This is a genomic window from Streptomyces sp. NPDC006510 (assembly GCF_040611955.1).
GTDB lineage: Bacteria > Actinomycetota > Actinomycetes > Streptomycetales > Streptomycetaceae > Streptomyces.
Genome location: NZ_JBEXPH010000014.1, coordinates 42,567 through 63,818, shown reverse-complemented (window position 1 = coordinate 63,818; position 21,252 = coordinate 42,567). Strand labels below are relative to the sequence as shown.

Annotated in this window: 27 protein-coding genes; 24 read left to right on the top strand and 3 right to left on the bottom strand. The window is 70.2% G+C overall.

The genetic code is table 11. The features are described from left to right. Positions 1–98 precede the first annotated feature (98 nt). From ABZY11_RS07425 to ABZY11_RS07375, 11 genes are all read left to right on the top strand, one after another. Positions 99–533: a WhiB family transcriptional regulator gene (locus ABZY11_RS07425; protein ID WP_356478202.1), complete on the top strand. Its 435-nt coding sequence runs from the start codon at positions 99–101 to the stop codon at positions 531–533. A gap of 176 nt (positions 534–709) precedes the next feature. Then, on the top strand, positions 710–1,066 hold the full coding sequence (locus tag ABZY11_RS07420) for a hypothetical protein (RefSeq protein ID WP_356478201.1): 357 nt from the start codon (positions 710–712) through the stop codon (positions 1,064–1,066). A gap of 366 nt (positions 1,067–1,432) precedes the next feature. Beyond that, positions 1,433–1,603, top strand: coding sequence for a hypothetical protein (locus ABZY11_RS07415; RefSeq protein WP_356478200.1), 171 nt, complete (start codon positions 1,433–1,435; stop codon positions 1,601–1,603). 97 nt (positions 1,604–1,700) lie between these two features. After that, positions 1,701–2,090, top strand: coding sequence for a hypothetical protein (locus tag ABZY11_RS07410; RefSeq protein ID WP_356478199.1), 390 nt, complete (start codon positions 1,701–1,703; stop codon positions 2,088–2,090). Continuing rightward, positions 2,090–3,379, top strand: coding sequence for a hypothetical protein (locus tag ABZY11_RS07405; RefSeq protein ID WP_356478198.1), 1,290 nt, complete (start codon positions 2,090–2,092; stop codon positions 3,377–3,379). Before ABZY11_RS07410 ends, ABZY11_RS07405 begins: the two co-directional genes overlap by 1 nt. A 275-nt stretch (positions 3,380–3,654) precedes the next feature. Further along, positions 3,655–3,852 carry a hypothetical protein gene (locus tag ABZY11_RS07400; protein ID WP_356478197.1) on the top strand — a complete coding sequence of 66 codons (198 nt, stop codon included), beginning with the start codon at positions 3,655–3,657 and terminating at the stop codon, positions 3,850–3,852. A gap of 102 nt (positions 3,853–3,954) precedes the next feature. Further along, the gene (locus ABZY11_RS07395) at positions 3,955–4,221 is read left to right on the top strand and encodes a hypothetical protein (protein WP_356478196.1); all 267 of its coding nucleotides are present in this window, start codon (positions 3,955–3,957) and stop codon (positions 4,219–4,221) included. Beyond that, complete coding sequence (locus ABZY11_RS07390) at positions 4,218–5,021, top strand: hypothetical protein (RefSeq protein WP_356478195.1); 804 nt, start codon at positions 4,218–4,220, stop codon at positions 5,019–5,021. The genes ABZY11_RS07395 and ABZY11_RS07390 overlap by 4 nt, the downstream gene beginning before the upstream one ends. A 2-nt stretch (positions 5,022–5,023) precedes the next feature. Beyond that, entirely contained in the window at positions 5,024–5,530 is a 507-nt protein-coding gene (locus ABZY11_RS07385) for a hypothetical protein (RefSeq protein ID WP_356478194.1), read from the top strand. Positions 5,531–5,699: 169 nt separating this feature from the next. Further along, complete coding sequence (locus tag ABZY11_RS07380) at positions 5,700–8,030, top strand: hypothetical protein (protein ID WP_356478193.1); 2,331 nt, start codon at positions 5,700–5,702, stop codon at positions 8,028–8,030. Positions 8,031–8,247: 217 nt separating this feature from the next. Continuing rightward, positions 8,248–8,592, top strand: a complete 345-nt coding sequence (locus ABZY11_RS07375; RefSeq protein WP_356478192.1) for a hypothetical protein — start codon at positions 8,248–8,250, stop codon at positions 8,590–8,592. A gap of 80 nt (positions 8,593–8,672) precedes the next feature. Here the strand turns inward: ABZY11_RS07375 and ABZY11_RS07370 are convergent, their stop codons facing one another. After that, positions 8,673–8,840, bottom strand: a complete 168-nt coding sequence (locus ABZY11_RS07370) for a hypothetical protein (RefSeq protein ID WP_356478191.1) — start codon at positions 8,838–8,840, stop codon at positions 8,673–8,675. 93 nt (positions 8,841–8,933) lie between these two features. Between ABZY11_RS07370 and ABZY11_RS07365 the strand changes: the two genes are divergently transcribed. The 11 genes from ABZY11_RS07365 (at position 8,934) to ABZY11_RS07315 (ending at position 17,697) form a co-directional block, all read left to right on the top strand. Beyond that, positions 8,934–9,164 carry a hypothetical protein gene (locus ABZY11_RS07365; protein WP_356478190.1) on the top strand — a complete coding sequence of 77 codons (231 nt, stop codon included), beginning with the start codon at positions 8,934–8,936 and terminating at the stop codon, positions 9,162–9,164. Between the two features lie 269 nt (positions 9,165–9,433). After that, positions 9,434–9,892, top strand: coding sequence for an RRQRL motif-containing zinc-binding protein (locus tag ABZY11_RS07360; RefSeq protein WP_356478189.1), 459 nt, complete (start codon positions 9,434–9,436; stop codon positions 9,890–9,892). A gap of 19 nt (positions 9,893–9,911) precedes the next feature. Further along, positions 9,912–10,325, top strand: coding sequence for an NUDIX hydrolase (locus tag ABZY11_RS07355; protein WP_356478188.1), 414 nt, complete (start codon positions 9,912–9,914; stop codon positions 10,323–10,325). A 1-nt stretch (position 10,326) separates the two neighbouring features. After that, a complete protein-coding gene (locus ABZY11_RS07350) occupies positions 10,327–10,485 on the top strand; it encodes a hypothetical protein (protein ID WP_356478187.1) in 159 nt (52 codons plus the stop codon). A gap of 124 nt (positions 10,486–10,609) precedes the next feature. Beyond that, the gene (locus ABZY11_RS07345) at positions 10,610–11,227 is read left to right on the top strand and encodes a hypothetical protein (RefSeq protein WP_356478186.1); all 618 of its coding nucleotides are present in this window, start codon (positions 10,610–10,612) and stop codon (positions 11,225–11,227) included. Further along, positions 11,224–11,577: a hypothetical protein gene (locus ABZY11_RS07340; RefSeq protein ID WP_356478185.1), complete on the top strand. Its 354-nt coding sequence runs from the start codon at positions 11,224–11,226 to the stop codon at positions 11,575–11,577. The genes ABZY11_RS07345 and ABZY11_RS07340 overlap by 4 nt, the downstream gene beginning before the upstream one ends. Then, on the top strand, positions 11,574–11,894 hold the full coding sequence (locus ABZY11_RS07335) for an ATP-binding protein (RefSeq protein ID WP_356478184.1): 321 nt from the start codon (positions 11,574–11,576) through the stop codon (positions 11,892–11,894). The genes ABZY11_RS07340 and ABZY11_RS07335 overlap by 4 nt, the downstream gene beginning before the upstream one ends. A gap of 10 nt (positions 11,895–11,904) precedes the next feature. After that, a complete protein-coding gene (locus tag ABZY11_RS07330) occupies positions 11,905–13,419 on the top strand; it encodes a site-specific integrase (RefSeq protein ID WP_356478218.1) in 1,515 nt (504 codons plus the stop codon). Next, positions 13,416–15,146 carry a hypothetical protein gene (locus tag ABZY11_RS07325; RefSeq protein WP_356478183.1) on the top strand — a complete coding sequence of 577 codons (1,731 nt, stop codon included), beginning with the start codon at positions 13,416–13,418 and terminating at the stop codon, positions 15,144–15,146. Before ABZY11_RS07330 ends, ABZY11_RS07325 begins: the two co-directional genes overlap by 4 nt. Beyond that, the gene (locus ABZY11_RS07320; protein WP_356478182.1) at positions 15,143–17,290 is read left to right on the top strand and encodes an integrase; all 2,148 of its coding nucleotides are present in this window, start codon (positions 15,143–15,145) and stop codon (positions 17,288–17,290) included. The genes ABZY11_RS07325 and ABZY11_RS07320 overlap by 4 nt, the downstream gene beginning before the upstream one ends. Further along, a complete protein-coding gene (locus ABZY11_RS07315) occupies positions 17,287–17,697 on the top strand; it encodes a hypothetical protein (RefSeq protein ID WP_356478181.1) in 411 nt (136 codons plus the stop codon). The genes ABZY11_RS07320 and ABZY11_RS07315 overlap by 4 nt, the downstream gene beginning before the upstream one ends. A gap of 123 nt (positions 17,698–17,820) precedes the next feature. On the opposite strand, the gene ABZY11_RS07310 is transcribed toward ABZY11_RS07315, so the two are convergent. Together ABZY11_RS07310 and ABZY11_RS07305 are read right to left on the bottom strand one after the other, a co-directional pair. Beyond that, the gene (locus ABZY11_RS07310; protein ID WP_356478180.1) at positions 17,821–18,063 is read right to left on the bottom strand and encodes an HAD-IA family hydrolase; all 243 of its coding nucleotides are present in this window, start codon (positions 18,061–18,063) and stop codon (positions 17,821–17,823) included. 123 nt (positions 18,064–18,186) lie between these two features. Beyond that, on the bottom strand, positions 18,187–20,184 hold the full coding sequence (locus tag ABZY11_RS07305; RefSeq protein WP_356478179.1) for a hypothetical protein: 1,998 nt from the start codon (positions 20,182–20,184) through the stop codon (positions 18,187–18,189). Here ABZY11_RS07305 and ABZY11_RS07300 point away from each other — a divergent pair. Together ABZY11_RS07300 and ABZY11_RS07295 are read left to right on the top strand one after the other, a co-directional pair. Next, positions 20,183–21,034 (top strand): AAA family ATPase, encoded by an 852-nt coding sequence (locus ABZY11_RS07300; RefSeq protein ID WP_356478178.1) that lies wholly within the window; start codon positions 20,183–20,185, stop codon positions 21,032–21,034. The two genes, ABZY11_RS07305 and ABZY11_RS07300, sit on opposite strands and share 2 nt — an antisense overlap. Next, positions 21,031–21,225, top strand: a complete 195-nt coding sequence (locus ABZY11_RS07295; RefSeq protein ID WP_356478177.1) for a hypothetical protein — start codon at positions 21,031–21,033, stop codon at positions 21,223–21,225. Before ABZY11_RS07300 ends, ABZY11_RS07295 begins: the two co-directional genes overlap by 4 nt. The last annotated feature ends 27 nt before the right edge of the window (positions 21,226–21,252 follow it).

Sequence of the window (21,252 nt, the reverse complement as noted above, 5' to 3'; positions counted from 1 at the left end):
CCCCGGCCGCCTGCTCAAACAGCCCGACGATCCGAACCCCCAAGCCTCCTGGCCTGGGGGTTCAACTCTGCCCGCACGCACTGATGGAAGGACCCACCGTGACGCTCACCCGGTTCTCCCCTACTGCCGCCCGCCTCGCCCGCCGCGCCGTGCTCCAGGCCGCCGTCGACACCAGCGCCCGCTGCGGCGACCAGCGGTACCGCGACCTGTTCGACCGCAACCCCCTTTCGTCGCCCGCGACTTGGTCGGTGCAGCAAGCGGCCGCCCGGCAGATCTGTACCGGGTGCCCGGTCCGGGCGGCGTGCGAGGAGCTCGCGCTGCGGGATGGCATCGGCGACCGGTCGAGCAGCAATCTGGTCCGCGGCGGCCGCACCGGCCAGGAGCTCGCCATCATCCGTGAGATCCGCCAGCCCGGCCGCCTTGCCGCCGCTGCCGCGGCCGACTGGCAGCACCTTCTGGCGCTCACCGCCGCGGCCCGAGCCGACCAGGCCCGCGACCGCACCATCGACACGACCTGGTCCACGGCGGCCTGACCCCGTCCTGTGCTGCACGTCGTCCCCAGCCCTTCGGGGCTGGTGTCGGCGTGGGGCCACAGGACCCCACCGCGCACCGCCCCCGAAAAAAGGGGCGAGCCCCCGACACGGCGCTCCACACGCCATATGTGCCAGGGGCCAGCACGGATCCCACAGGGCTCAAGGAGCTGATCCGCATGACCATTATGGCAACTCGCCCGCGCGCCGGGTGGTACGAGGACGAAGAACAGAAAGACAACGACCTCGGCCCCATGCCCGACGAGACCGAGCAGTACCACCGCCTCGTCCGCCAGCTGGTGGCCGACGGCGACCACCGCGCCCAGGCCGCCGGCCGCCGCGCCCGCTGCACGCTCGCCGAGATGGCCCCCGGGTACGACCGCCAGCCAGTACTGCTCCTCACTCCCCAGATCACCATGCGAGGAGCGGACGACGCATGCGTCTTGTGCGGCCGCTGGAACTGCAACGGCACGTGCTACGCCCCGCCTCCCACCTCCGCCGTCCAGCGCACCAGCGTGATGGGAGTGGCTCGATGACCGACACCCCCTGCATCCCGTGCAGCGGGACCGGTCAGAAGATGGTGACCGTCAACCACGTCGGCGCGGACGGCACTGTCTATCAGGGTGTCGAGATGCAGCCCTGTACCCCTTGCGGCGGGACCGGACAGAGGCAGGGCTGACCCCTGCACCTGCACATACGCGCGGCCCGGATCGCACAGCACCTCGCGGTCCGGGCCATCACCCTCTACGGCCTGGCCCACCCCGCCACCCTCGCCCTGCTCGCGGCCGCCACCACGGCGGCCGCCAGAGCGTGGGACGCCGGCCACCGCGTTGTCGACACCCACCCCGCACCGGCCCGAAAGGCTCCACCCCGCATGCCCCCCAACCACCAGGTCAACGGCCATGGCTGACGACCTGCACACCCGCTACCAGCGCGCACTCGACGCCTGGTGTACCCACAGCGAGACCTGCGAGCCCTGCCGGCCCGAGCAGCACTGTCCGGCCGGGGCCCCGCTGTACCGGCGGCTCGCCGATCTCCAGGATGCCTACCTCCAGCAGTTGCGCTCGCGGTGACCCGCACTTCTCTCCCCGGCTGGCCGCCCCACGGGCGGCCGGCTCTTCGTGGAGCCCTGCGCCCGGGCACAAGCCCGACCCGATCCGAAGGAGACAAATGACCGTCAGCTCTTCCGTAGCCAGGGTGGCCGCGCCGGTTACGTACCGGTGCGACGACTACGTCCTCTACCGCGACCCCGAGAAGTTCTGGCTCGGCAAGGCGGGCCACACGGTGGTCTGCCGGGTCGAAGGCGTCGTCCCCTACTCCAGCGGCGAGATCCGCTACACGCTGGCCCGCCTGGACAGCACCGGCGGGCTGATCAAGCAGGCCCGCGCCCCGTACATGCGGCTGCTGCCGCCGGCCGACGCGATGCACGACATCGACACCGCCCCGCTCGACACCGACGCGGGCGCGGCCGACATGGCCCCGGCCGCCGTCGCGTGGCTCACCGCACAGACCGCGACCGCCTCCCGGCGCCCGGAACTTCCCCGCAACAAGGAGCAGTGATGGATCACACGCAGATGCAGGTAGACCGGTCCCTGTCTTGGGGCCAGGGGTTGATCCTGGGGGCCGCGGCAGTCCCCATGCTCATCGTCGGCGGTGTCGGCGCCTTTGGTACCTACACCAACATCAAGACGCAGTTTCCTGAGGATGCGACCGCGCTCGGTGTCGTCGCCGCCGGGGAGGGCGCCACTCTCGTCCTGGCGCTCGTCATGGTGGGGCTGACGTTGCTGGGCCAGTCCTCGCCGGCCGTCGTACGCCTGGGGCTGTGGGCGTTGCCCGCGGTCGCCTCGGGTACCGGCGCGGTCGTCGCCGAGACCACGACGGAGGCGGTTGTCTACGCGATCACGCCGATGGCGATGTGCGCGGCCGCGGAGGGCGCCGGGCTCCTGGCCCGCCGGGTCGTGATCTACCGCACCCGCGTCGACATGGAGGCCCAGCGCCGCAACGCCCGGACGATGCAGAAACTCGCGGTGCAGAGGGCACTGGCCGCGAACCACCCGGAGGAGAAGGCCCGCAGGAAGGCGGACCTCAAGTCCTGGCGGCTGGCCCGCCGGGTCGGTGTCGGTGACGACGGTCTCGGGACCGGCCTGGTGACCGTCCAGCGGGACCGCATGACACAGGGCGCGGACACCGCGCTTGCCGCCATGTTCGCCCCGGCCGTCACACCGGCCCTTGCCGCGTCCGTCACGCCTGCCCTCGAACCGGGGGCACCGGCCGCCCTGTTCGTCACGCCGTCCGTGACGGACGGGCCTGTCCGTCACGCCACCGGCACGGTCCCGGCCGGTCCCGTCACGGACACAGTCGCGCAGGTCAACGCGGAAACGGGCAGTGATCCGTCACGCTCCGCCGAAACCGTCACGGGTCCGGTCCGTGACAGCGTCACGGCCACCGTCACGGACCGTGTGACGGAATCCGACACGGACGGGCCCGGCGAAACCGGCACGGACCAGAGCGGCACAGTCGCGAAGTGGACCGTGACGCTGGAGGACGTCGCTGCCGTCGCGGGTGTCCCGACTCCCGTCACGGGCGAGCGCCTGACCGACGCGCAGCTCGCGGTCGTGCTGCGCCACCTGCGCTACCGGGAGGACCCGCCTCTGTCCTACCGCCAGGCCGTGGGCGCGTTCCGGGCCGCCGGATATGTCGGCAGCGAGGAACGGATCCGCAGGATCTGGGGCGAGCTTATGTCGGGCGAGGAGACGGACACACCGGCCACAGAACCAGACTCCGACCCGGCATCGGACCACGAGAGCGCGGACGAGGAGGACGAGGAAGAGGCTGGCCCCCGGCCCTGACCCACATCTCCGGCACCACCAGTGATGGCCAGCCCGGCGCCCCGCCGGACTGGCCGTCGCTGCGACTGCCGGAATCAGTACCACGCAGTCGGCGGACGGCAGCAGACCCGGCGAGCGACCCCGGCGAGCGGAACCACCAATCCGCAGACCCGGACGAGCAGACCCGGCGAGTACCCCCGGCGGAGCCCCGCCCGAAGCCGCTCCCGGCCCGCTTTCCACGGCCCGGCCAGGAGCGGCCCCTTTTCACCCCCAACACCGTCAGGAGTGTCATCACCATGGCGTTTTTCGGTCTGATCGGCAACGACAAGGACCTCGCACAGCAGTACGGCGGCGAGTCCGCGAGCGAGAAGGCGGCCCGCAAGCGCCGCGAGACACACCACCGCAACGCCAGGGCGGCGGACCGGCAGGGCCAGGCATGGGAGGCGTCCGAGCGCTCCCGCCAGGACCGCGGCGGCTGGTGGCGCACCCGCTGACCAGCCCGCACCGCACCGCCTGACCCACTCGCACATCACCCCGGAGGGGCCGGACCGACAACTCGGTCTGGCCCCTCCACCCCTATCTTCTGGAGCCCGTCCGTGCTGCTCGCCTGCCTGCACATCCGCCGTCCCCGCCGCCTTCGTCACCTGCGGCGCCTAGCCGCCCCGGCAACCACTGTCACCCGTTTCCCCGGCCGCCTCGGGCCCGCCGCGAAGCCCGCCACCGTGCTGCCCCTGCCCGACGGGTTCCAGCCCGCCCCCGCCACGGCCCCCACCGCCCCGGCGGCGACCGTTCCGGACCTGGACGAACTGACGGTGCGTGCCTGGCTGCAGGACCGGGTGGCCTCGGGTCGGGCGGCGTCGTGACGGACACGACCGCCAGGCCCGCCGACGCGTGGCCGGGGGCCGCCAACGGCGGCTGCTGCGCGGCCTGCCCGATCCGGCAGGGCTGCGCTCTCGCGGCCGAGACGTACGTCGTGTGCCCGATCACCGGCACCACCACCCCGCCCCCCGCTCCGCCGGGCCGTGTCCCCGACCAGCACCTCGGCGCAGACCTCTTTGCCGAGAAGACCACCGACACGGCCTACACCGCCACAGCCACCGAGGTTGACGGGGCGGGTTTTGAGCAGGGCGGGCGTACGGGACCGGACTGGACGGACGTCGCCGGGCGCGCCGCTGAGGGTGTGGCCGCTGCTGCTCTGGGGGTCGGCTGGATCGACATCGCGACGGGCCTGATCGAGCGGTTCAACCGTGAGGACGCGGACGGTAATCCGGTCGACTGGGGGCGTCTGCAGCTCAAGCGCAACGGCCTCGCGATCCTCGCGGTCACCGTGCCCCCGTTGGGCGACCGCACGGCCGCCCAGTGGGTCGCCCACGTCCTTGACACCAACACGCTGACCGACGCGATGTTCGGGCCCGTGGGTGTCGCCTTCGGCGTCATCGCCCCGGTCCTCGTGGGCCAGGTCGTCCCCGGCCCCTTCGGTGCGATCTGCAGGGTCCTGGTGAAGACGGCCGCCTTCGTCGGCGGGACCGTCTGGCTGGCCGCCCGGAAATTTCTGTCCTCGGGCCTGAGCTGGATCATCACCCGCCCCGTCATCTGGGCCATCCCCTGCGGCCTGATCGTCCTCACCGGCCGCTACTTCCTCCGCCTCTTCACTGGAGCCTGATCATGAACATCTTCGACAACCCGGTCGCCAACGGGAGCTTCGGCACCATCGCTTTCGGCGCGATCGCCATCGTCCTGATCGTCGCCGGATTCAAGTTCAACGTCCTCAGGGACAAGAAGACCGTGTTCCTCGTGGCCCTCGCGGTCCTGGCCGTCACCGTGAACTCCGCCGGCCTGCTCGGCGGCGGCGCCGGAGCCATGCGGGTGGGCATGAACATCGCGGGCGAGCAGGCCATCGAGGGCCTCGCCGGAGCCCAGACCCCGGCCAACCCGCCCACCACCCACGTCACCCCCGTCAACGCGTTCGGGGCGCTGCTGGGCATCTGCATCCTGGTCTGGTTCCTCGTGAAGTCCTACGCCGCCAAATGGAAGCCGAAGGACTGGCGGGAAATGGCCGGCGGCACGCTGATCGGTATCTCCGCGGGCAGCGGCGTCGGCTTCCTCGGAATCGCCCTCAACTCCGCCGTTCTGATCAGCAACAACGTCGGTTTCTGGGTCTTCGGCGGATAGGCGCCGGGCCGTGACGGTCCCCCACACCCCCGCCACCGCGGGCGTGCGGCGGGCCACCCCAGCCCGAACCCGAACTCACCCCCCAGCGCCCCAGCCACTCCCGGACCGGCCCCACCAGAGGCCCGGTCCCTCTTCGCGCTGCTCCGAACGACCCCCGCATGGAGGAGAAATGAGCACCACCCACCCCAACCACAGCCAGATGGAGCCGTACGAAGGCGAATACGTCTGGGCCGAAATCGTCGACGACGAAGACCCCGGCCCCCGCCGGCACCACGACCACGACCGGGAGCAGGCCCAGCAGCACGGAAACGCCGCTGGAGGCGCTGCGAGCACCAGGCGCAGCATCGCCTGCTACGCCGCTGTCGCGGCCCGGTACGTGGCCGGGCAGACCGGTCCTGGCCTGCGTCACGGGTGGGCCGCCACCGTCCACTGGACGACCCTGGGTTCCATGTCGGACGAGGAGATCCGCCGGCGCCTGGTCAAGGTGCATCTCGACGTCTACACCGCCCAGCGCGAGGACACGACCGCCGACATAAAGCGGCTGAACAAGCGGGCCCAGAAACTGGCCCGTGAGGCCGTCGACTTCGGCCTCACCCCCCAGGAGGCGGCCCGGCTGAAGAACACGCACGCCGAGCTCAAGCTGAAGGCCCGCGCGGGTACCGCGCTGGGGCGGATCCCGTTCCAGACCAAGCTGCTGCAGCCCACACCCGAACAGATCCGCCGCTACCGCACCGTGCGCAGCCTGGGCCGGTTCGCCGGAGTCATCGTCCCCACGAGTGCCGCGACCCTCGCCCTGGTCCTTGCCGCACCCGCCGCCGGCCTTGTGGCCCTGCCGGTCCTGGCCGGGGCTGCCTGGTGGCTCGGCCACCACCCCCTCGCCCTCACCGAACGCGCCCTTCCCGCCGACCTCGTCGGACCACCCGAACTCGAACCCGTTGCCAGCAGCGCCCAGAACAGCTCCGACGCAACCACCGAACCCGGACCCGAGACCGAGGACCTGACGTCATTCCCGGTCCGCGACGTCACGACCGTGGACCAGGCCGAAGAAGCGCTGCGCCGCGCGATCCTTCACGAAGGCGGCGACATCGAGGCCGTCACCGACGGTACGAAGGAGCCGTGGGGCTGGTCCGCACGCGTCTCCTTCAAGACCGGAAGCCCTGACGACCTCAACGAGTCCCAGACCTACCGGAACCTGATCACCCTGCTGAAGCTCCGCCGCAACGGCTTGTTGATCGAGTCGGATCCGGAGCACGGTGACAGTTGCACGGTCCGGATGATCCTGACCGATCCGTTCACTCCCGAGCTGGTCGGTCCGGTCCCCTACCGGGCGCCGCTGTCCGCGTCGATCACCGACATGTTCGACTTCGGTGTCGCCATGGACGCGACCCCGCTCACGTTCTCGCTGGCCGGACTGATGCTGCTCATGGTCGCCGACTCCGGCGGCGGCAAGAGCGGCGTCATGCTCGCCGCCGCCGAGGCCGTCACCTCCACCCGCGACGCCGTCGTCCTCAACCTCGACCCCGTCGGCACCGGGGTCGGCGACCTCGGCCCGGCCATCACCCTGACCGCGTGCATGGACGACGACCTCATCATCGCCATCTTGGAATTCCTCCTGGCCTGGTGCTCCGCCCGGGCCCGGCAGCGCGCCGCCTACGGCTGGGGCAACAAATGGAAGGTCAGCCCCGAACACCCCGCGATCTGCGCGTTCGTCGACGAATGGCCCCAGCTCTCCCCCACCGCCAAGGCCCTGCTGATCAAGCTGCTGCTCCTGGGCCGCAAGGAAGCGATCTGGGTCTACGGCGGCAGCCAGTTCGGCACGAAGGACTACCTCGGAGAGGCCATCGGCCCCAAGCTCGCCGCCAAGCTCCTGGGCGCCTGCCGACGGGTCGACGTCACCGAACTCCTCGGTGCCGGAGCCGTCGCCGAGGGGTACCGGGCAGACCTGCTTCGCGCGGCCACCCACACCGCCCGCAATGACGCCGGCCAGATCTACGGCGTCGGCCTGCCCGGCATGCCCAACCGCCCGATCCGCTACCAGGTCCGCGAAATCGACGCCGAACAGGCCGCCCTGCTCGGCGCCGAACGTGCCGCCGCCGGACTGCCCGACCTCACCCACACCCTCACCGAAGCCGGACTCCTCGACGCCTGGAACGAACTCCGCGATGCCTGCAACGCACCCGCCGGAACGGGCACCGAGACCCGGCCCGAGGCACCCGGAATCCTCCGAACCCTGCGCGAAGTATTCGTTCGCGAGGGCGAATCGGAGTACTTGACCATCGGCCAGATCCACGACCACCTCCGCAAGGACGACCCCGAGCGGTGGGGGCAGTGGGACGACCGCGAGGACCGCATCCGTCTCGGAATGGTCGCCCGGACCCTGCAGAAGGAACTCGCCGACGCAGACGTCGAGCTGGAATCCACCCGGCTGTCCGACGTGAAGGGCAAGCCCACCGTCTACCTCCTGGAGGACATCGAGGCGGCCTTCACCGCATTCGACTGAGCCCGCTCAAGACGTTGTCCCGACCTTGTCCGCCGGTTGTCCGCTGGTTGTCCGCGGACAAGGTCGGGACAACCACCGGACAACCTCCAAGACAACTTCTGACCTGCGAAGACAAGTCAGACAACCAAATCTGCACCACCCCCCTCCCCAGGCCCTGCACCCCCTCCCAGCCCCTTTCAAGGGAGGGGGTGCAGGGCCTGCGTCAGCAGAAGGAAACATGTTGCGCCGCTTCCTCTACCGCTGCCCCGTCTGCCGCACCACCAGCCCCGTCCGCTTCAGCCCGCCGGAGATCGGCGCGGAGGGCGAGCACCACCGCCAGGCGCTCCACGGTGGCCACTATCCCGATGGGGAGACGACCGGCGAGGTCGACCGGCGCGGACGCTGGTACACCGACCTCGGCAGACTCGCCGCCCTCCACGCCCGCCTCGCTGACACGTTCGCGGACCTTCGCGATCCGAAAGGCTCCGGTGGTCGGCTCTGGGCCGACGCGCTGGCCTGGCTCACCCTCAGCACCACCGCGCTCGGCGCACTGTGGGCCACCACCGCAGCCCTCCACCCCTGACCCCGCACACACAGCAAAAGGGCGGCCAGGTGCTCCACGCACCCGGCCGCCCCGACATCCCCACTACGAGGTCGGCGGCCTCACGGGATCTCGACCTCAAGCTCCTTGATCTTCCCGGTGGTCGATACCTCGGCGGTGACGCACTCGTCGTCCCCCACCCCCGCGTCCCCGGCGGCCTTCACGAATTCCCTCAGCTCCTCAAACGTCAGGTTCTTCGACTCACCCGTAACTCTCAGCGTGCGCGGCATACCGACCATGCTCCCCGACCGGCCGACCCCACCGCACCGCTATGCAGAAACCGAGCCCTGCCCGCCCACCCTCGAACGAACGGAACCGACACCATGTCCGACCCGCTCTGGATCGGCACCTATCACGGACGCCACGACGGCACCCAGGCCACCGTTACCGCCACCCGAGACGACCTCCGCCCCGAGCCCTACGCCTGGACGTGCACCTGCGGAACCGCCCAGACCTTCCCCACCACCTACGGCCTGGACCGCAGCGCCTGGCGGCATACCCACCCCACATTGCTGGACCGGCTGAGGCACCGGACTGCCCACTACCGCCGCTGATCCGGTCGCTCCGCCTGGCCACCGGCACCGCCGCCCGCACCCGGGCGGCGGTGCCGGTGACCGGGCAGGCTGACCGGCCTGAGCTCCACCGGCGCCCGCCGCCCCACACTCGGGGGCGGCGGGCGCTTCCACGTCCACGCCACCGACACGGAAGGGTTCATCGTGCTCATCCCCCGTCCTCGCCGCAGGACCGGCCGCCCGTGCCCCACCATCCCCGGCCCCCGCTACCCGCTGCCCCAACGTCGTCTTCCCGGTCCCTGGAGCAGGTGATGGCACGGGCGCGCCGGAAGTGCCGCCGCGAGATCAAGCGCGTGCCCCGCACTGACGCGACCCTGCCGGAGCACGACCGCGGCAAGGCTTGTCCCCCCGGGCTGCTCACCCGGCGGCAACTGCGGGAGAAGGGGCTGAGCCCCGGCGGACACGGGCCGGTCGCGGTACTGCGCTGCGAGTACTGCGCCTACCGGCCCGACCAGTCGTGCAACCACCCGACCAGGGGCTGGCTCTACCGCGAGGACCTCGCCCGGCCGAAGCGAATCCCGACACTCGCTCAGGAGTGGGCCCTGGACCGCGCGATGGCCGCGCGGCAGACCTGCCCCGAGTGCAGACGCCGCTATGTCTTCTGCCTCCCCCTGCGCACCTTGGGCTGCTGCAACGCATGCAACACCGGGTGCGAGCCCACCCCCGGCACCTACTTCGAACCTCCGGCCAAGCACCTGCTGGCCGCCTAACCCGAGAGGACCCCAGCCCATGACCACCGACACCACCGACGAGACGATCCGCTACACCGCCGACGTCGTCCTGCTCGCTGCTGGCCACGTCCTGCTGATCGAGCGGGGCTGGGCTCCCTACAAGGGCTGCTGGGCCCTGCCAGGAGGTCATGTGGACGGCGGGGAGACCAGCCTGGCTGCCGCCGCGCGCGAGCTGGAGGAGGAGGCCGGCATCGCCGTCCCGGGCGCCGACCTCCGGCAGGTGGGCGCCTTCGATGCCCCCGGCCGTGACCCTCGCGGCCGGTACGTCAGCGTCGCCTACACGGCCACTTTGCCCACGCCCGTCCCGCCGACGGCCGGAGACGACGCCACCGCCGCCCGCTGGTGGCCCTTGAGCGCGCTCCCCGACCTCGCGTTCGACCACGCCGACATCCTCGCCGCCGCAGCCCGCTGACGTGACCGCCCGCCACCTGCGTGCTGCCCTGCTGCTCGCCGCCGCCGTCCCGCTCACCGCGGCGACGGCCGCCGCCGTGCTCAAGGCCGGCCACCTCACGCTGTACGCCGACCGGCACCGCATCGAGATCACCGCGGCCTGGGACGAGTCGCCGTTCTGAGCACCACCGCCCCCGGCCGGAGACCGACCGGGGGCGAAAGCGCATCACGGGGCGTCCGCAGCATCGGCAAGAGGCCGGCCGCCCCGCACCCCACCCCGAATCCGAGATGAGGAGCACACCCAGCATGACCGATCGCCTCCGCGCCATCGAGGGCCTCGCCCTGGCTGCCGCCCTGACCGCCGTCTTCGACGGCATCCACGCACTGGCCGACCAGTTCGTGCAGCGGGAGCACGACGCGATGACCAAGGGGATGCACGGCTCGCACCTGGTCTACAAGAACGACGGCTCCCCGGTGGAAGAGAACCCCTGGCGGCACGGCAAGGAAGGCCGCACCTGCACCGCCAGCGCCTACGGCCGCCGCTCGGTGAGCCGACACGTCGCGTCCTACTCGGCTGTGCAGCTCGCTTCCACCCTCGCCGTCACTCGCACCATCGGGTACCGCGTCCCCGCCAGCGCCCTGCTGACCGGCGCCGCGATCAACGCGATCACCCACGGAATCCTGGACAGGCGCGAACCGCTGCTCTGGCTCGCGGAGAAGGCCGGCAAGTCCGGCTACATCAAGCACGCCACCGTGGTCCGCAAGGCCGGCGGCGAGGGCACCGAGTACCCCAAGGCCGTCCAGGACGTCTCCGGTCCCGGGACCGCGCTGATGGAGTTGGACCAGGCGGCGCACCGCGCGATCGGCGTGGCCGCCGCCCTGGTCACCGCCTGGATCACGCTGCGCAAGGGCGACCGCCGGTGACCCCCGCCGCCCGTACCCGGCTGGAGCGCGTCCGCGCTTCGGCCGGGATCGTGAAGCTCGCCGTCCAGCAGATCGAGGACGAACTGGGCGGTCCGATCGACGCCGAGTTCCTCGCCGAGACGCTGCGCGAGCTGTTCGACGAGGCCGACCCCAAGGGCGGCGTCCTCGGCTCGCTCAACCAGCTGCTCACGATGGCATCGAGGGCCGCCGCGCTCACCCCGCTGGACAGCGAGGACTCCGAGTCCGCCGCCTGCGCGATCGACGAGGCCGCGGCCTTCACCCTCGACTCCGCCGGGATGCGCCTGCACCTGGCCACCTCCACCCTTCACCCGCAAGGAGAATGCCCGTGAAGACCACCTTCGACAGCACCATGCAGCCGCTCGACACGACCATCCCCGACCCGGCCCTGATCGTCCTCATCGGCGCGGCGGGGAGCGGCAAGAGCACCTGGGCGAGCACCTGGCCGTCCACGCAGGTCCTGGAGCTCGACCAGTTCAGGGCGATGGTCTCGGACGAGGCCGGGGACCAGTCGGCCACCTTGTCCGCGGTCAACGTGATGCACACCGTGCTGGAGGCCCGCCTCGCCCGGAAGCGCACGACGGTGATCGACGCCACTTCCCTGATGATTGGCCGTGTTCAAGCGTCAGGGGAGGCGTCAGTTGCATGAGTGGTGCGTGATGTGGGTGCCCGGTCCGGGGCAGTGGGGATCGCTACCGACTGAGGGTGTCCTGGGGGTACAGGACCTGCCGGCCGAGGTTGCCCGGATCGGTCTGCGGCCGGGCGATCCGGTGTTCGTGGCGCCGGACGGAACGGTGGACCAGGGGCTGCTGGATTTTGTCCGGTCCGTCGAATTCCGGGATCTGGAGCGGGAGACCAAGCGGAATTACGCGACGGATATCCGGCCGTTGTTGACTTTTCTGTCCTCGCGCGGAGTTCTATGGAGGCAGGCGAGGCGGCAGGACTTGGCGGACTACCGGCACTGGAGATGCAGGGCTCCGCAGAACCCGCGCCGGATCAGCGGGACGAAGTGGAACCGGGAGGCTGCCGCATTCACCAAGCTGTTCCGGTGGGCGAAGGTGTCCCCGCTGCCGGTGGACATCGTGCGGCGAGGGGACCGGGCGGCGGACTCGGTGAGCTCGCGGGTGCTGTGGCTGACGCCGCGGACCTGGGGCTTGTGGTCGGACATCGGGCTGCGCGGTCACAGTCGTACAGGAGTGCCGGCGCCGGGGTGGGAGTCGCGGACGGAGCTGCGCAACACCAGCTTCGTGCAACTGCTGCTCAGCTCCGGCCTGCGCCGGCAGGAGGGCGGTTCGCTGCTCACCTTCGAACTTCCCAGCCAGCGCTTGCGGTTCGGCCGCTACTGCCACGGCCGCGTCGCCGCGGCGGTCACCCGGTCGAAGCAGAGCCGGGTCTTCTATGTGTCGGCGGACGCGGTCGGCCAGGCCGAGGCGTACGTCGAGTCGGAGCGCGCGTGGGCGGTCCAGCGCGCCCAGGCGGAAGGCCGCTATGAGCGGCTGCCCATGATGTGGCTGGTCACGAAGGTGACGCGGGGCTTGAGACCCAAGGTCGAGTGGGTCGACTCGGACGGCGTCGTCGGCGAGCAAGAACTCAGCCGCCTGGGATGGCGCGAGCGGCAGTGGCTGTTCCTGGAGGGCCCGGAAGGGCCGGAGCCGGCATGGTTGTGGCTGAGCGAGCAGGGCCTGCCGATGGCTCCGGACCGGTGGAACGGCGTGTTCAGGGCAGCGAACCTGCGCTGCGAGGAGGTCCTACTCACCGCGGAAGAACGGGAGATCGAACGGGACTTCCGGCTGGCGGAGGTACACGGCAAGAGTCCGTACGCGACCCCGCACGCCGCCCGCCACTCGATGGCCCTCTACATGCTGGTCCTGCTGAATCAGCTGGTGGAGGCCCGCTATGGGCTCTCAGCCGCGGACCGGCGGGACTTCGCCATGCTGTTCGGCGATCCGTGGTGGCTGGTGAAGACCCTCCTCGGCCACGCGGACGTGGAGGTGACGAAACGGCACTACCTCGCGCCGGTCGCGCACCTGCAACTGGAGTCGATCCTGGCCGCGGCCGAACCCGCCGGCGAGGAGGAACAGCAGGTCGAGGACCTGGACGGTGTGTTCACCCGGCTCGCCCGGGAGTCGGACGGCATCCAGGACATCGACGCCGTCCTTGAGGTAGCCCGGTGACCGGGCGGGGACGGCGGGCCGTCCTGCCGCCAGCCGATCACCGCACCGAGCCGCCGCTGGCTCCCGACGGGCTCGTGGTGACAGTCGTCAACAAGGCCGGATACGAGATGACGTTCGACTTCACCGAACTACCCGTCGCCGAGTCGATGCAGCGGTCGCTGGCCACAGTCTTCGCGATCCGGTCTGCGGGCTGGAATAGTCACGAGACCGCGCGGGCTTCCTGGATCACGGTGAAGATGTTCGCGCGGTTCGTCGCCGAGCTGGAGCATCCCCCCCAGGACCTGGGGGACCTGACGTCCGCCATGCTCAAGCGCTGGCGCGCGAGGCATATCGGCACCAACAGTGGCAAGAACGTGCTGCGTCAGGTTCGGCCGCTGCTGCGGGCCGACCCGCGACTGACGGGCGGGCCGGTGGGGGAGGAACTGGCCCGGCGCATCCCGAAGACCGTGCCGATCAAGCAGTCGTATGGGAAGGAGGAGCGGGAGCGGGTCCTGCGGGTGGCCCAGCGGCAGTTTCGGACTGCTCTGCTGCGGATCCGCGAGAACACCCTCCTGTTGGAGAGGTGGCGGGCCGGTGACCTGGAGGAAGGCAGCCGCGACTGGCGCCTGGGCGAGGTGCTCGATCACCTCGCGCAGACCGGCTACGTCCCGCATGCGGTCATGCCGAGCGGGGAGTTCGTGAAGGACCGTGCGCTGCTGGGCGGCACCAGCCCGGAGAACACCTGGGGCAGGCTCTTCCTGTCTCGCTCAGAACTCACCGCGCTGGGTGTGCTGCTGACCGACCGGTTCGGCTGGAACCTGTCCGTCTACGACCGGCTGCCGGCCCCGACCACGGCCCCGTCCGCCGGGTCGACGGCCACGGTGACCTATCAGGTTCAGATCGAAAAGCGCAGGCAGGGCGGGGGCCGGTGGTTCTCCACCGAGAACATCACCGACTCCGGGGCCGACTCCTCCGGCAGGCTGATCACTCAGGCGTTGGAAGCCACCGCACATGGACGGGCGCTGGTTCATCGTCTCGCGCCCGACAACAACCTGTTGATGGTTGCGCGGATGCACTACCCCAAGCGCAGGCACCAGCGCACGGAACGACCGCGCCCGGTGGGCCCCTGCGCCTTCGGTATCGGCAACGGTGACGCCCAGCTTTGGTGGACCACGCATGACCTGGGCGGATCCCCGTTCCAGAGGGCGCGCAGGACGACGGTGACACGGGAAGGCCGTCCCCTTCAGCACAGCCAGGGCGCCCATCAGAGCATCTACGTGCTGCCTGATGAGCATGTTCAGCACGCTTCACGGAGCGTCTTCGAAGCCGGTGCCCGCGAGGCTCTCGAACAGGCCCAGGCCGTGGTGTTCGCCGGCGGTATCACCGGTGCCCCGGCTCCCGGCCACGAGCAGACCGTGACCGCGGACTGCGCGGATGAGACGGCAAGCCCCTGGTCCGACGCGAAGGGCGGCTGCGGCGCGGACTTCCTGCTCTGCCTGGCCTGCCCCAACGCCCGGGTCCACCCCGGCCATCACCCTCGGCTCGCCCACCTGCACCAGGAGCTGCACAGCCTTCGGTCCGTCCTGCCCGACCGTTCCTGGAGCGAGCGCTGGAGCCGGCACGCCCTCCGCCTTGAGGACCTGCGCGACAAGGTCGGGCCGGCGACCTGGACCGCGGCACTCGCCCGCGTGAACGACGAGGACCACACCCTGGTCCGCCTCCTGGTGAAGGGAGAACTCACCCCATGACCGCAGTCGGCACCGTTGCCGAGATAGACACCTACGTACTGGCCATGCCCGCCCCGGCCAGCCCCGTGGTCCTGCCCCATTGGATCAGCCCCAGCAACACGCACCCGAACTCCCGCTACCAGGATGCCATCTGGTCCATGGCCCCGCTGATCGACAATCCCGGCACCAACCTGGTCAACCTCCACTGGAAGAACTGCCCAGAACTCTTGCGCGACCAGGTGAAACTTGCGACCTGGACGATGCTCAACGGCCGGCTGAGGCCCACCTACCTCCAAACCCGAGGAGTCCAGGCCCGGTCCCGATCGGGGGCCCCAGACATGCTGGCGACCTGCCTGGAGTGGATGCGGCTCGCCCGCTGGCTGCACGAGCGTCAGATCACAAGCCTGGGTGCTTGCACCGAGACGGAATGGCGGGCCTACGCGCGCGAGCGCCTGCACCAGGTGTCCCGCGACACCGCGGCGATCATCTGCGTCCGGCTGGCGAACCTGTGGGCGTTCGACCAGCTCAGCGCACGACCATCGGGCATCACCCGGCCCCCGTGGGAAACCGAGGGAGTCGACGACTTCCTCCCCGCAACCGGGACAGCCGCCGGCGGGGAGAACGCGACGGAACCGCTGGACCCGCAGGTTCTCGGCCCCCTGCTGATCTGGGCCATCCGGTTTGTTGACGACTTCGCCGACGACATTCTTGCGGCCTGGGCCGAACGCCGCCGCCTGATCGCCGTCGCCACCGCCACGAAGGCCTCACCGGCCGGATGGGCCGCGCTGGAAGAGTGGCTACTGCCCATGGCGCGGGCTGGGCACCCGCTGCCGACCAGCGCAGAGAGGCGCGAGACTCAGGTGGCCACCACCTACATCGCCGCTCTCACCGGCTCCAACCGAGGCCAGGTGTCGAGGTTCGTCAAGCAGCACGGCCTCGCAGAGATCGCCGCAGCACGACCAGGGCCCTGCCCGTTGCAGGTGCCGGTCGCTGGGCAGATCAACGGCAAGCCCTGGCGCGAGCACGTGGACTTCAACGAGGCCGCCGAGCTCATGCGGCACCTGGGTACGGCCACGACGATCATCCTGCTCTACCTGACCGGGATGCGCCCACAGGAAGTACAGGGGCTGCGCTCCGGCTGCTGCCCCGACCCCGAACCCGCCGCCGACGGCACCAAGGGAAGGCACCTGATCCACAGCCACCACTACAAGAACGTCACCGACGACGACGGCAACCACATCTCCGCAGGTGCAGTCCGCCAAGTGCCCTGGGCCGCGATCACACCGGTGGTCCACGCCATCCGCGTGCTGGAACGCATCGTCCCCGAGGGCGAACTCCTCCTCAGCGCCGCCCACCACGCATTCCGCTCCAGCCACAGGTCCACGGGCGCGCTGAGACAGGACACCCTGACTTCGCGCATCGAGTCCTTCGTGAACTGGGCGAACCACGAGGCCGAAGCTCAGGGCCTCCCCGGCGAGACCATCCCCGACGATCCCCACGGCGCGATCGGACTGAGCCGGTTCAGAAGGTCCCTGGCCTGGCATATCGCCCGGCGCCCCGGAGGATTGATCGCGCTCGCCATTCAGTACGGCCACATGCGCACCGTCCTCGACGCCCGCACCTCCAGCGGCTACGGCTCCCGCGGCCGCCGCGGCATCCACACCATCCTCGACGTCGAAACGGCCCTCGCCGCCGCCGACACCGCAGCCCGACTACGCGACCGCGTCGCCGCCGGAGAGAACGTCTCCGGGCCCGCCGCCCGCCGGGCCCTGACCGCCGCCGCCCACACCCCCCGCTTCGAGGGCCGCATCGTTCCCCGCACCTTCGCCAGGAAAGCCAGCGCCTTCCTCGCCCGCGACGGCATCGTGCTCTACGACAACCCCGACGCGTTCCTGATCTGCGCCTTCAAGCACGACAACGCGCTCTGCGAACCAGAACCCGGCGCGACCGCCCCACGGCAGTACGACTGCCGACCCGGCTGCGGCAACACCGTCCGCACCGACACCCACGCCCGACAACTCCGCGAACGAGCCGACGAACTCGATCAGTTCGCCGCCCATGCCCCCGGACCGGTCAGCAAACGTCTGCGGGCTAACGCCAACCGTCTCCGCGAGACCGCCGACACCCACTGCGCCACCGCTCACTCCGCCGAGGCCCTCACATGAACCAACAGCACCACGACGAACGCACCCGCATCCGCGAGGCCATGGACCGACTCCTGGCCGGACAGGCCACCGCCTCCAACGGCAGCCTCACCGTCGTCGCCCTCGCCGCCGAAGCCGGCGTCCACCGCATGGCCCTCATGAAGAGGCACGCGGATCTGAAGAACGAGTTCTACGAGCGCGTCCGCACAGAAACCCGACAGATCCCGGAAACCGAAAGACGGCTCCGCGATACGGTCACCAAGCTCAAGAAGACCATCGCCAACCAGAAGGCCGAGATCGAAGAGTTGCGTCAGCAGGTGGCGAGGCTTGCCCTCGCCAGCGCCGTACTCACTCAAAGGAGCGAGAGTCGCGAAGACGGCGCACCCGCCGCAGACAACGTCGTTCCCTTCCGCTCACCAACAACCTGACAGGTCTCGCATCGCAGGGCCTGATCCGAGCTCAACCGGAACCTGCCCTGAGTCCTCATCCGGGGCGGGGCGGGAGAGAAAGCAGGCGGACCACCTGTTCACGGGCTGCCAGGCCAGTCGAGTTCAGACAGAGAACGAAGCCGCCTCGTTCAGGCGTTCCGCGACGCGCGCGATGGTCCCCGCGTTGTCCTCGAACAAGTGCGCCTGCATGCCCGCCTCCCGGGCCGCCTCGACGTAGACCGAGACGTCATCGATGAAGAGACAGCCTTGTGGGAGCACTCCCAGTTGGTTACAGGTCACCTCGAAGGCACGTGGGTCGGGCTTGCACACCCCGATCCCGTGAGAGTAGACGATCTGATCGACCACTTTGTCGGAGTGGTACGCAACACCTCCCGCGCAGCGGGGGAACCTCAGACTGAGAGGTCGTGGCGTTACATGGTCTGCCCCCAGGTACAGCCGGGACAACGCATGTGTGCGGTCGAACGGGCTTCAGATGGTAGCTGCGGCAGGTCCGCCACACCCAGCGAGTAGCTCTTCAATAGCGGAGCGGATCGACTCGTCCTCGACAAAACCCCGCCAACCGCCGCTGCTACGCAGCCGCTGATCACGAGACAGCACGTTGAGCAGGACTGAGACAGCGGGTTGGCCGGCACGGCCCATCTTGGTCAGATAGCGCACGGTGGGGAGCATGGCCGGGAGATAAGAGCCCTTGGCCAGACCCTGCAGGACAGCGGTCAGCACCGGGGCGGTGGTGTCGGCATCGCCCGTTATGGCCCAGAGGGCGTGCGCCGCTTCGATACGTGTCCAGGGGTCGTTGTCGGTGGTCAGCGTCCGGAGTTGCTTCGCGTAGCGGGCGGCATGCGGGCCGAGGTCGGCGAGAACGCGCACGACGGGCCGCGGAGTGAGCGCCCCGATAGCAACTCCCTTGAGTGCTTCCAAGGCTGGTCCGGGCTCGCCGCCTACCTGCCAGTAGGCCCAGGCTGCAAGCACCGCGTACGCTCCGCCGGTGTTCGATCGGGCCAGCAGGGCATCCTGTGCCCGGTTCGTCGCCATTCCGATCCCCGCCAGCGCCTGCGCTGCCGCGGCCCAGGTCCGGTCGTCCTCCATGAGGCCAAGCAGTTGCGGAACGACTGCCTTTGCAACTGGGCCCCAGTCCGCGAGGACCTGGCAGAGCCGGTTGAGCTCGCGGGCGTCCGTCACGGCTTCGAGCTGTGCACCGATGACGGGCACGAGCGGCTCAGCATGGTTGAGAAGCTGGCCCAGGACCTCATGGAGTCCCGGAAGGACGGCGACGTGCCAGCGAGCGGACACAGAATAGTAACCGGAACCCCAAGCGAAGCCCGACCGCGTACCGGCAATTGCCTCGATCAGGGCCGGTATGCAGCGTGGATCGTTCATCCGGGCTAGCGCCCACAACGCGGCCTCTGCGACGGTCTCCCCTGTTGCACGAGAGGCTGTGTCGCCGAGCAGGACGGCAACCTCGTCGGCGTGGGCCGCAGCGGCCGGACCGAGGCAGGCCAGTAGCTCGGCCGCTCGGAATCGGACCTCGGGAGCGGGATCGTCCAACCGTGCACAGACCGCGGGAAGGAGCGCAGCGCTGGCCGAGCGCCATTGCGCCAGCAGCCCGCCCGCCTGGCACAGTGCGCCGATTCGCTGGTCGACGTCGGGATGGTCCTTCAGAAGGCCGAGGATGAAGGTAGTGGACGGCTCGGCGAACAGTGCCGCAGTCCACTGGTGGACGCCCATGACGCCGGTTTCGACAGTTGTGGTGTGGCGCCACAACCCGACGCTCGGGTCACGGACTGCTTCCAGCAGCAAGTCGATCCGTCGTGTGGGAAGGCTCGGGTCGGCCGCGGCGAGCGCGTGCGCTGCAGCCAGACGGGTCTGTGTTTGCGGGGAGTCAAGGAGTCCGCGTAGCAAGTTCAGGACCTTGGCGGCCTGCGGGCCGGCGGGCTCGCGTCGGGCCGCCCGGCCGAGCGCGAGGACCAGATCGAGGCAGGTCGCCGGATCGGTCTCCACTTGCCAGCACTGCACAAGTGCCGGCAGTACCAGTTCAGCGCGGCTCTCGCACACACCGAGTACGTGAGCTGCGTCCCGCCGGATCTTGGGGGTGGGATCGGTGAGCAGGGCGAGAACGTCCGGCAGAATCTGCTCCCATGCCGGCCGCCAGCTGGGATCCAGAGACGTCTCGGATACCTGCCCGGCCTCGGCGGCCAGCCTCCACACCAATTCGAGCATCACGCGACGACACGAGAGCAAAGCATCCGGGCTTGCCGCCAGTCGTACCAGAAAGGGCAACGCGACCGGGGCCGCTGAACAGATCCAGCCGCCCTGGTGGAAAAGGCGGTTGAGAAGCTTGAAGGCCGCGTCATCGGCGTCCTCCTGGTCCGGTCCTGCGCATCGGCGCAATAGGGCAGGCACGTCCTCGGCGGATCCGTAGTTGTGTTCCAAAGCCCCCCAGTCAACCGCGTCCAATTCCTTGCACATGTTCGCGACTTTAGCGCTGGGCGCGCAGACGACGAGACCTTGGGTCGTCGGGCAGCCCTACGACACCACATCGCGTCAGCGGGCCCGGCGTCCCATGACTGAACACAAGAACTTGACAGGGAACGCGACGAATACCGAGGAACGGGTGAGGGCCGGCCTTGTGCAGATGGCCCGGAACTACGGCGTGCCCACCGTCGCGTTCCTGGTCTCCACCCCGGCCTCGGTCTGTGTGGAGCGCCAGGCCGACCGGAGCCCGGACCGCGCGGTGCCCGAGGGCGTCGTACGCCGCCAGCACGCCGAAGCCGTCGCCGCCTTCCCCCAGCTGCGCAACGAGGGCTTCGACCACGTCGTCTTCGCCGACGACATCCACCGCCTGGAGCCGCTGCTCAAGCGCGCTAGCGACACCCGCCGCCGCGAACTCGGCTGGGACGGCGGTGACGGCCTGGGCGGCCTGCTTCTGGTCCGCCGTACGTTCGGTTCCGAGGTACTGCCGCTGTGGCACTGGCGCGACGGTTCGACACTCGCTGGCGGCGACCGCGTCGGCGAGATCCGCCTCGGGCCCGACCGCCTGGTCCTCGCCCTGCGCACCGACGTCGACGGCGAGGGCGACGTGGGCTTCGACCTGCTGGTCGGCTGCCCGCACGACGACGAGTGCGACGCCCCGGCGTGGCAGCCGGTCTTCTCGGTCACCGACCTGTGGAAGGCGCACACCAGCGACACCGGACTGCACCCGGATGCCGTCTGCTCCGTCCACGGCGACCCCGACGACCCCGACGACGTCGACCAGGACGACGACCCCGAGGGCCGCGCGGACCTGGAAGAGCAGTTCGCGGCCGCGGTCCGCGAGTGAGCCGCGCTGCCGACGGTCCGCACCTGCACCCGCTCACCCCGGCCGATCTCCCGGCCGGGGACGAGTGGGCGCACGGGTGCCCGGACTGCCATCTCCCGATCCAGGGCGGAAGCGCCGGCCTCGCCGCGCACCGCCGCATCGTCCACACCAGCGCGGGCGACCCGCGCCGCCAGATCAACATCCAGTTATGAGCGGCCCCGGCCGCTCTCACCCCTTCA

Coding starts and splice junctions, on each gene's coding strand:
- ABZY11_RS07420 (WP_356478201.1), top strand. CDS start 710: ATGACCATTATGGCAACTCGCCCGCGCGCCGGGTGGTACGAGGACGAA.
- ABZY11_RS07415 (WP_356478200.1), top strand. CDS start 1,433: ATGGCTGACGACCTGCACACCCGCTACCAGCGCGCACTCGACGCCTGG.
- ABZY11_RS07410 (WP_356478199.1), top strand. CDS start 1,701: ATGACCGTCAGCTCTTCCGTAGCCAGGGTGGCCGCGCCGGTTACGTAC.
- ABZY11_RS07405 (WP_356478198.1), top strand. CDS start 2,090: ATGGATCACACGCAGATGCAGGTAGACCGGTCCCTGTCTTGGGGCCAG.
- ABZY11_RS07400 (WP_356478197.1), top strand. CDS start 3,655: ATGGCGTTTTTCGGTCTGATCGGCAACGACAAGGACCTCGCACAGCAG.
- ABZY11_RS07385 (WP_356478194.1), top strand. CDS start 5,024: ATGAACATCTTCGACAACCCGGTCGCCAACGGGAGCTTCGGCACCATC.
- ABZY11_RS07380 (WP_356478193.1), top strand. CDS start 5,700: ATGAGCACCACCCACCCCAACCACAGCCAGATGGAGCCGTACGAAGGC.
- ABZY11_RS07375 (WP_356478192.1), top strand. CDS start 8,248: ATGTTGCGCCGCTTCCTCTACCGCTGCCCCGTCTGCCGCACCACCAGC.
- ABZY11_RS07370 (WP_356478191.1), bottom strand. CDS start 8,840: ATGCCGCGCACGCTGAGAGTTACGGGTGAGTCGAAGAACCTGACGTTT.
- ABZY11_RS07365 (WP_356478190.1), top strand. CDS start 8,934: ATGTCCGACCCGCTCTGGATCGGCACCTATCACGGACGCCACGACGGC.
- ABZY11_RS07360 (WP_356478189.1), top strand. CDS start 9,434: ATGGCACGGGCGCGCCGGAAGTGCCGCCGCGAGATCAAGCGCGTGCCC.
- ABZY11_RS07355 (WP_356478188.1), top strand. CDS start 9,912: ATGACCACCGACACCACCGACGAGACGATCCGCTACACCGCCGACGTC.
- ABZY11_RS07345 (WP_356478186.1), top strand. CDS start 10,610: ATGACCGATCGCCTCCGCGCCATCGAGGGCCTCGCCCTGGCTGCCGCC.
- ABZY11_RS07330 (WP_356478218.1), top strand. CDS start 11,905: ATGTGGGTGCCCGGTCCGGGGCAGTGGGGATCGCTACCGACTGAGGGT.
- ABZY11_RS07320 (WP_356478182.1), top strand. CDS start 15,143: ATGACCGCAGTCGGCACCGTTGCCGAGATAGACACCTACGTACTGGCC.
- ABZY11_RS07315 (WP_356478181.1), top strand. CDS start 17,287: ATGAACCAACAGCACCACGACGAACGCACCCGCATCCGCGAGGCCATG.
- ABZY11_RS07300 (WP_356478178.1), top strand. CDS start 20,183: ATGTTCGCGACTTTAGCGCTGGGCGCGCAGACGACGAGACCTTGGGTC.
- ABZY11_RS07305 (WP_356478179.1), bottom strand. CDS start 20,184: ATGTGCAAGGAATTGGACGCGGTTGACTGGGGGGCTTTGGAACACAAC.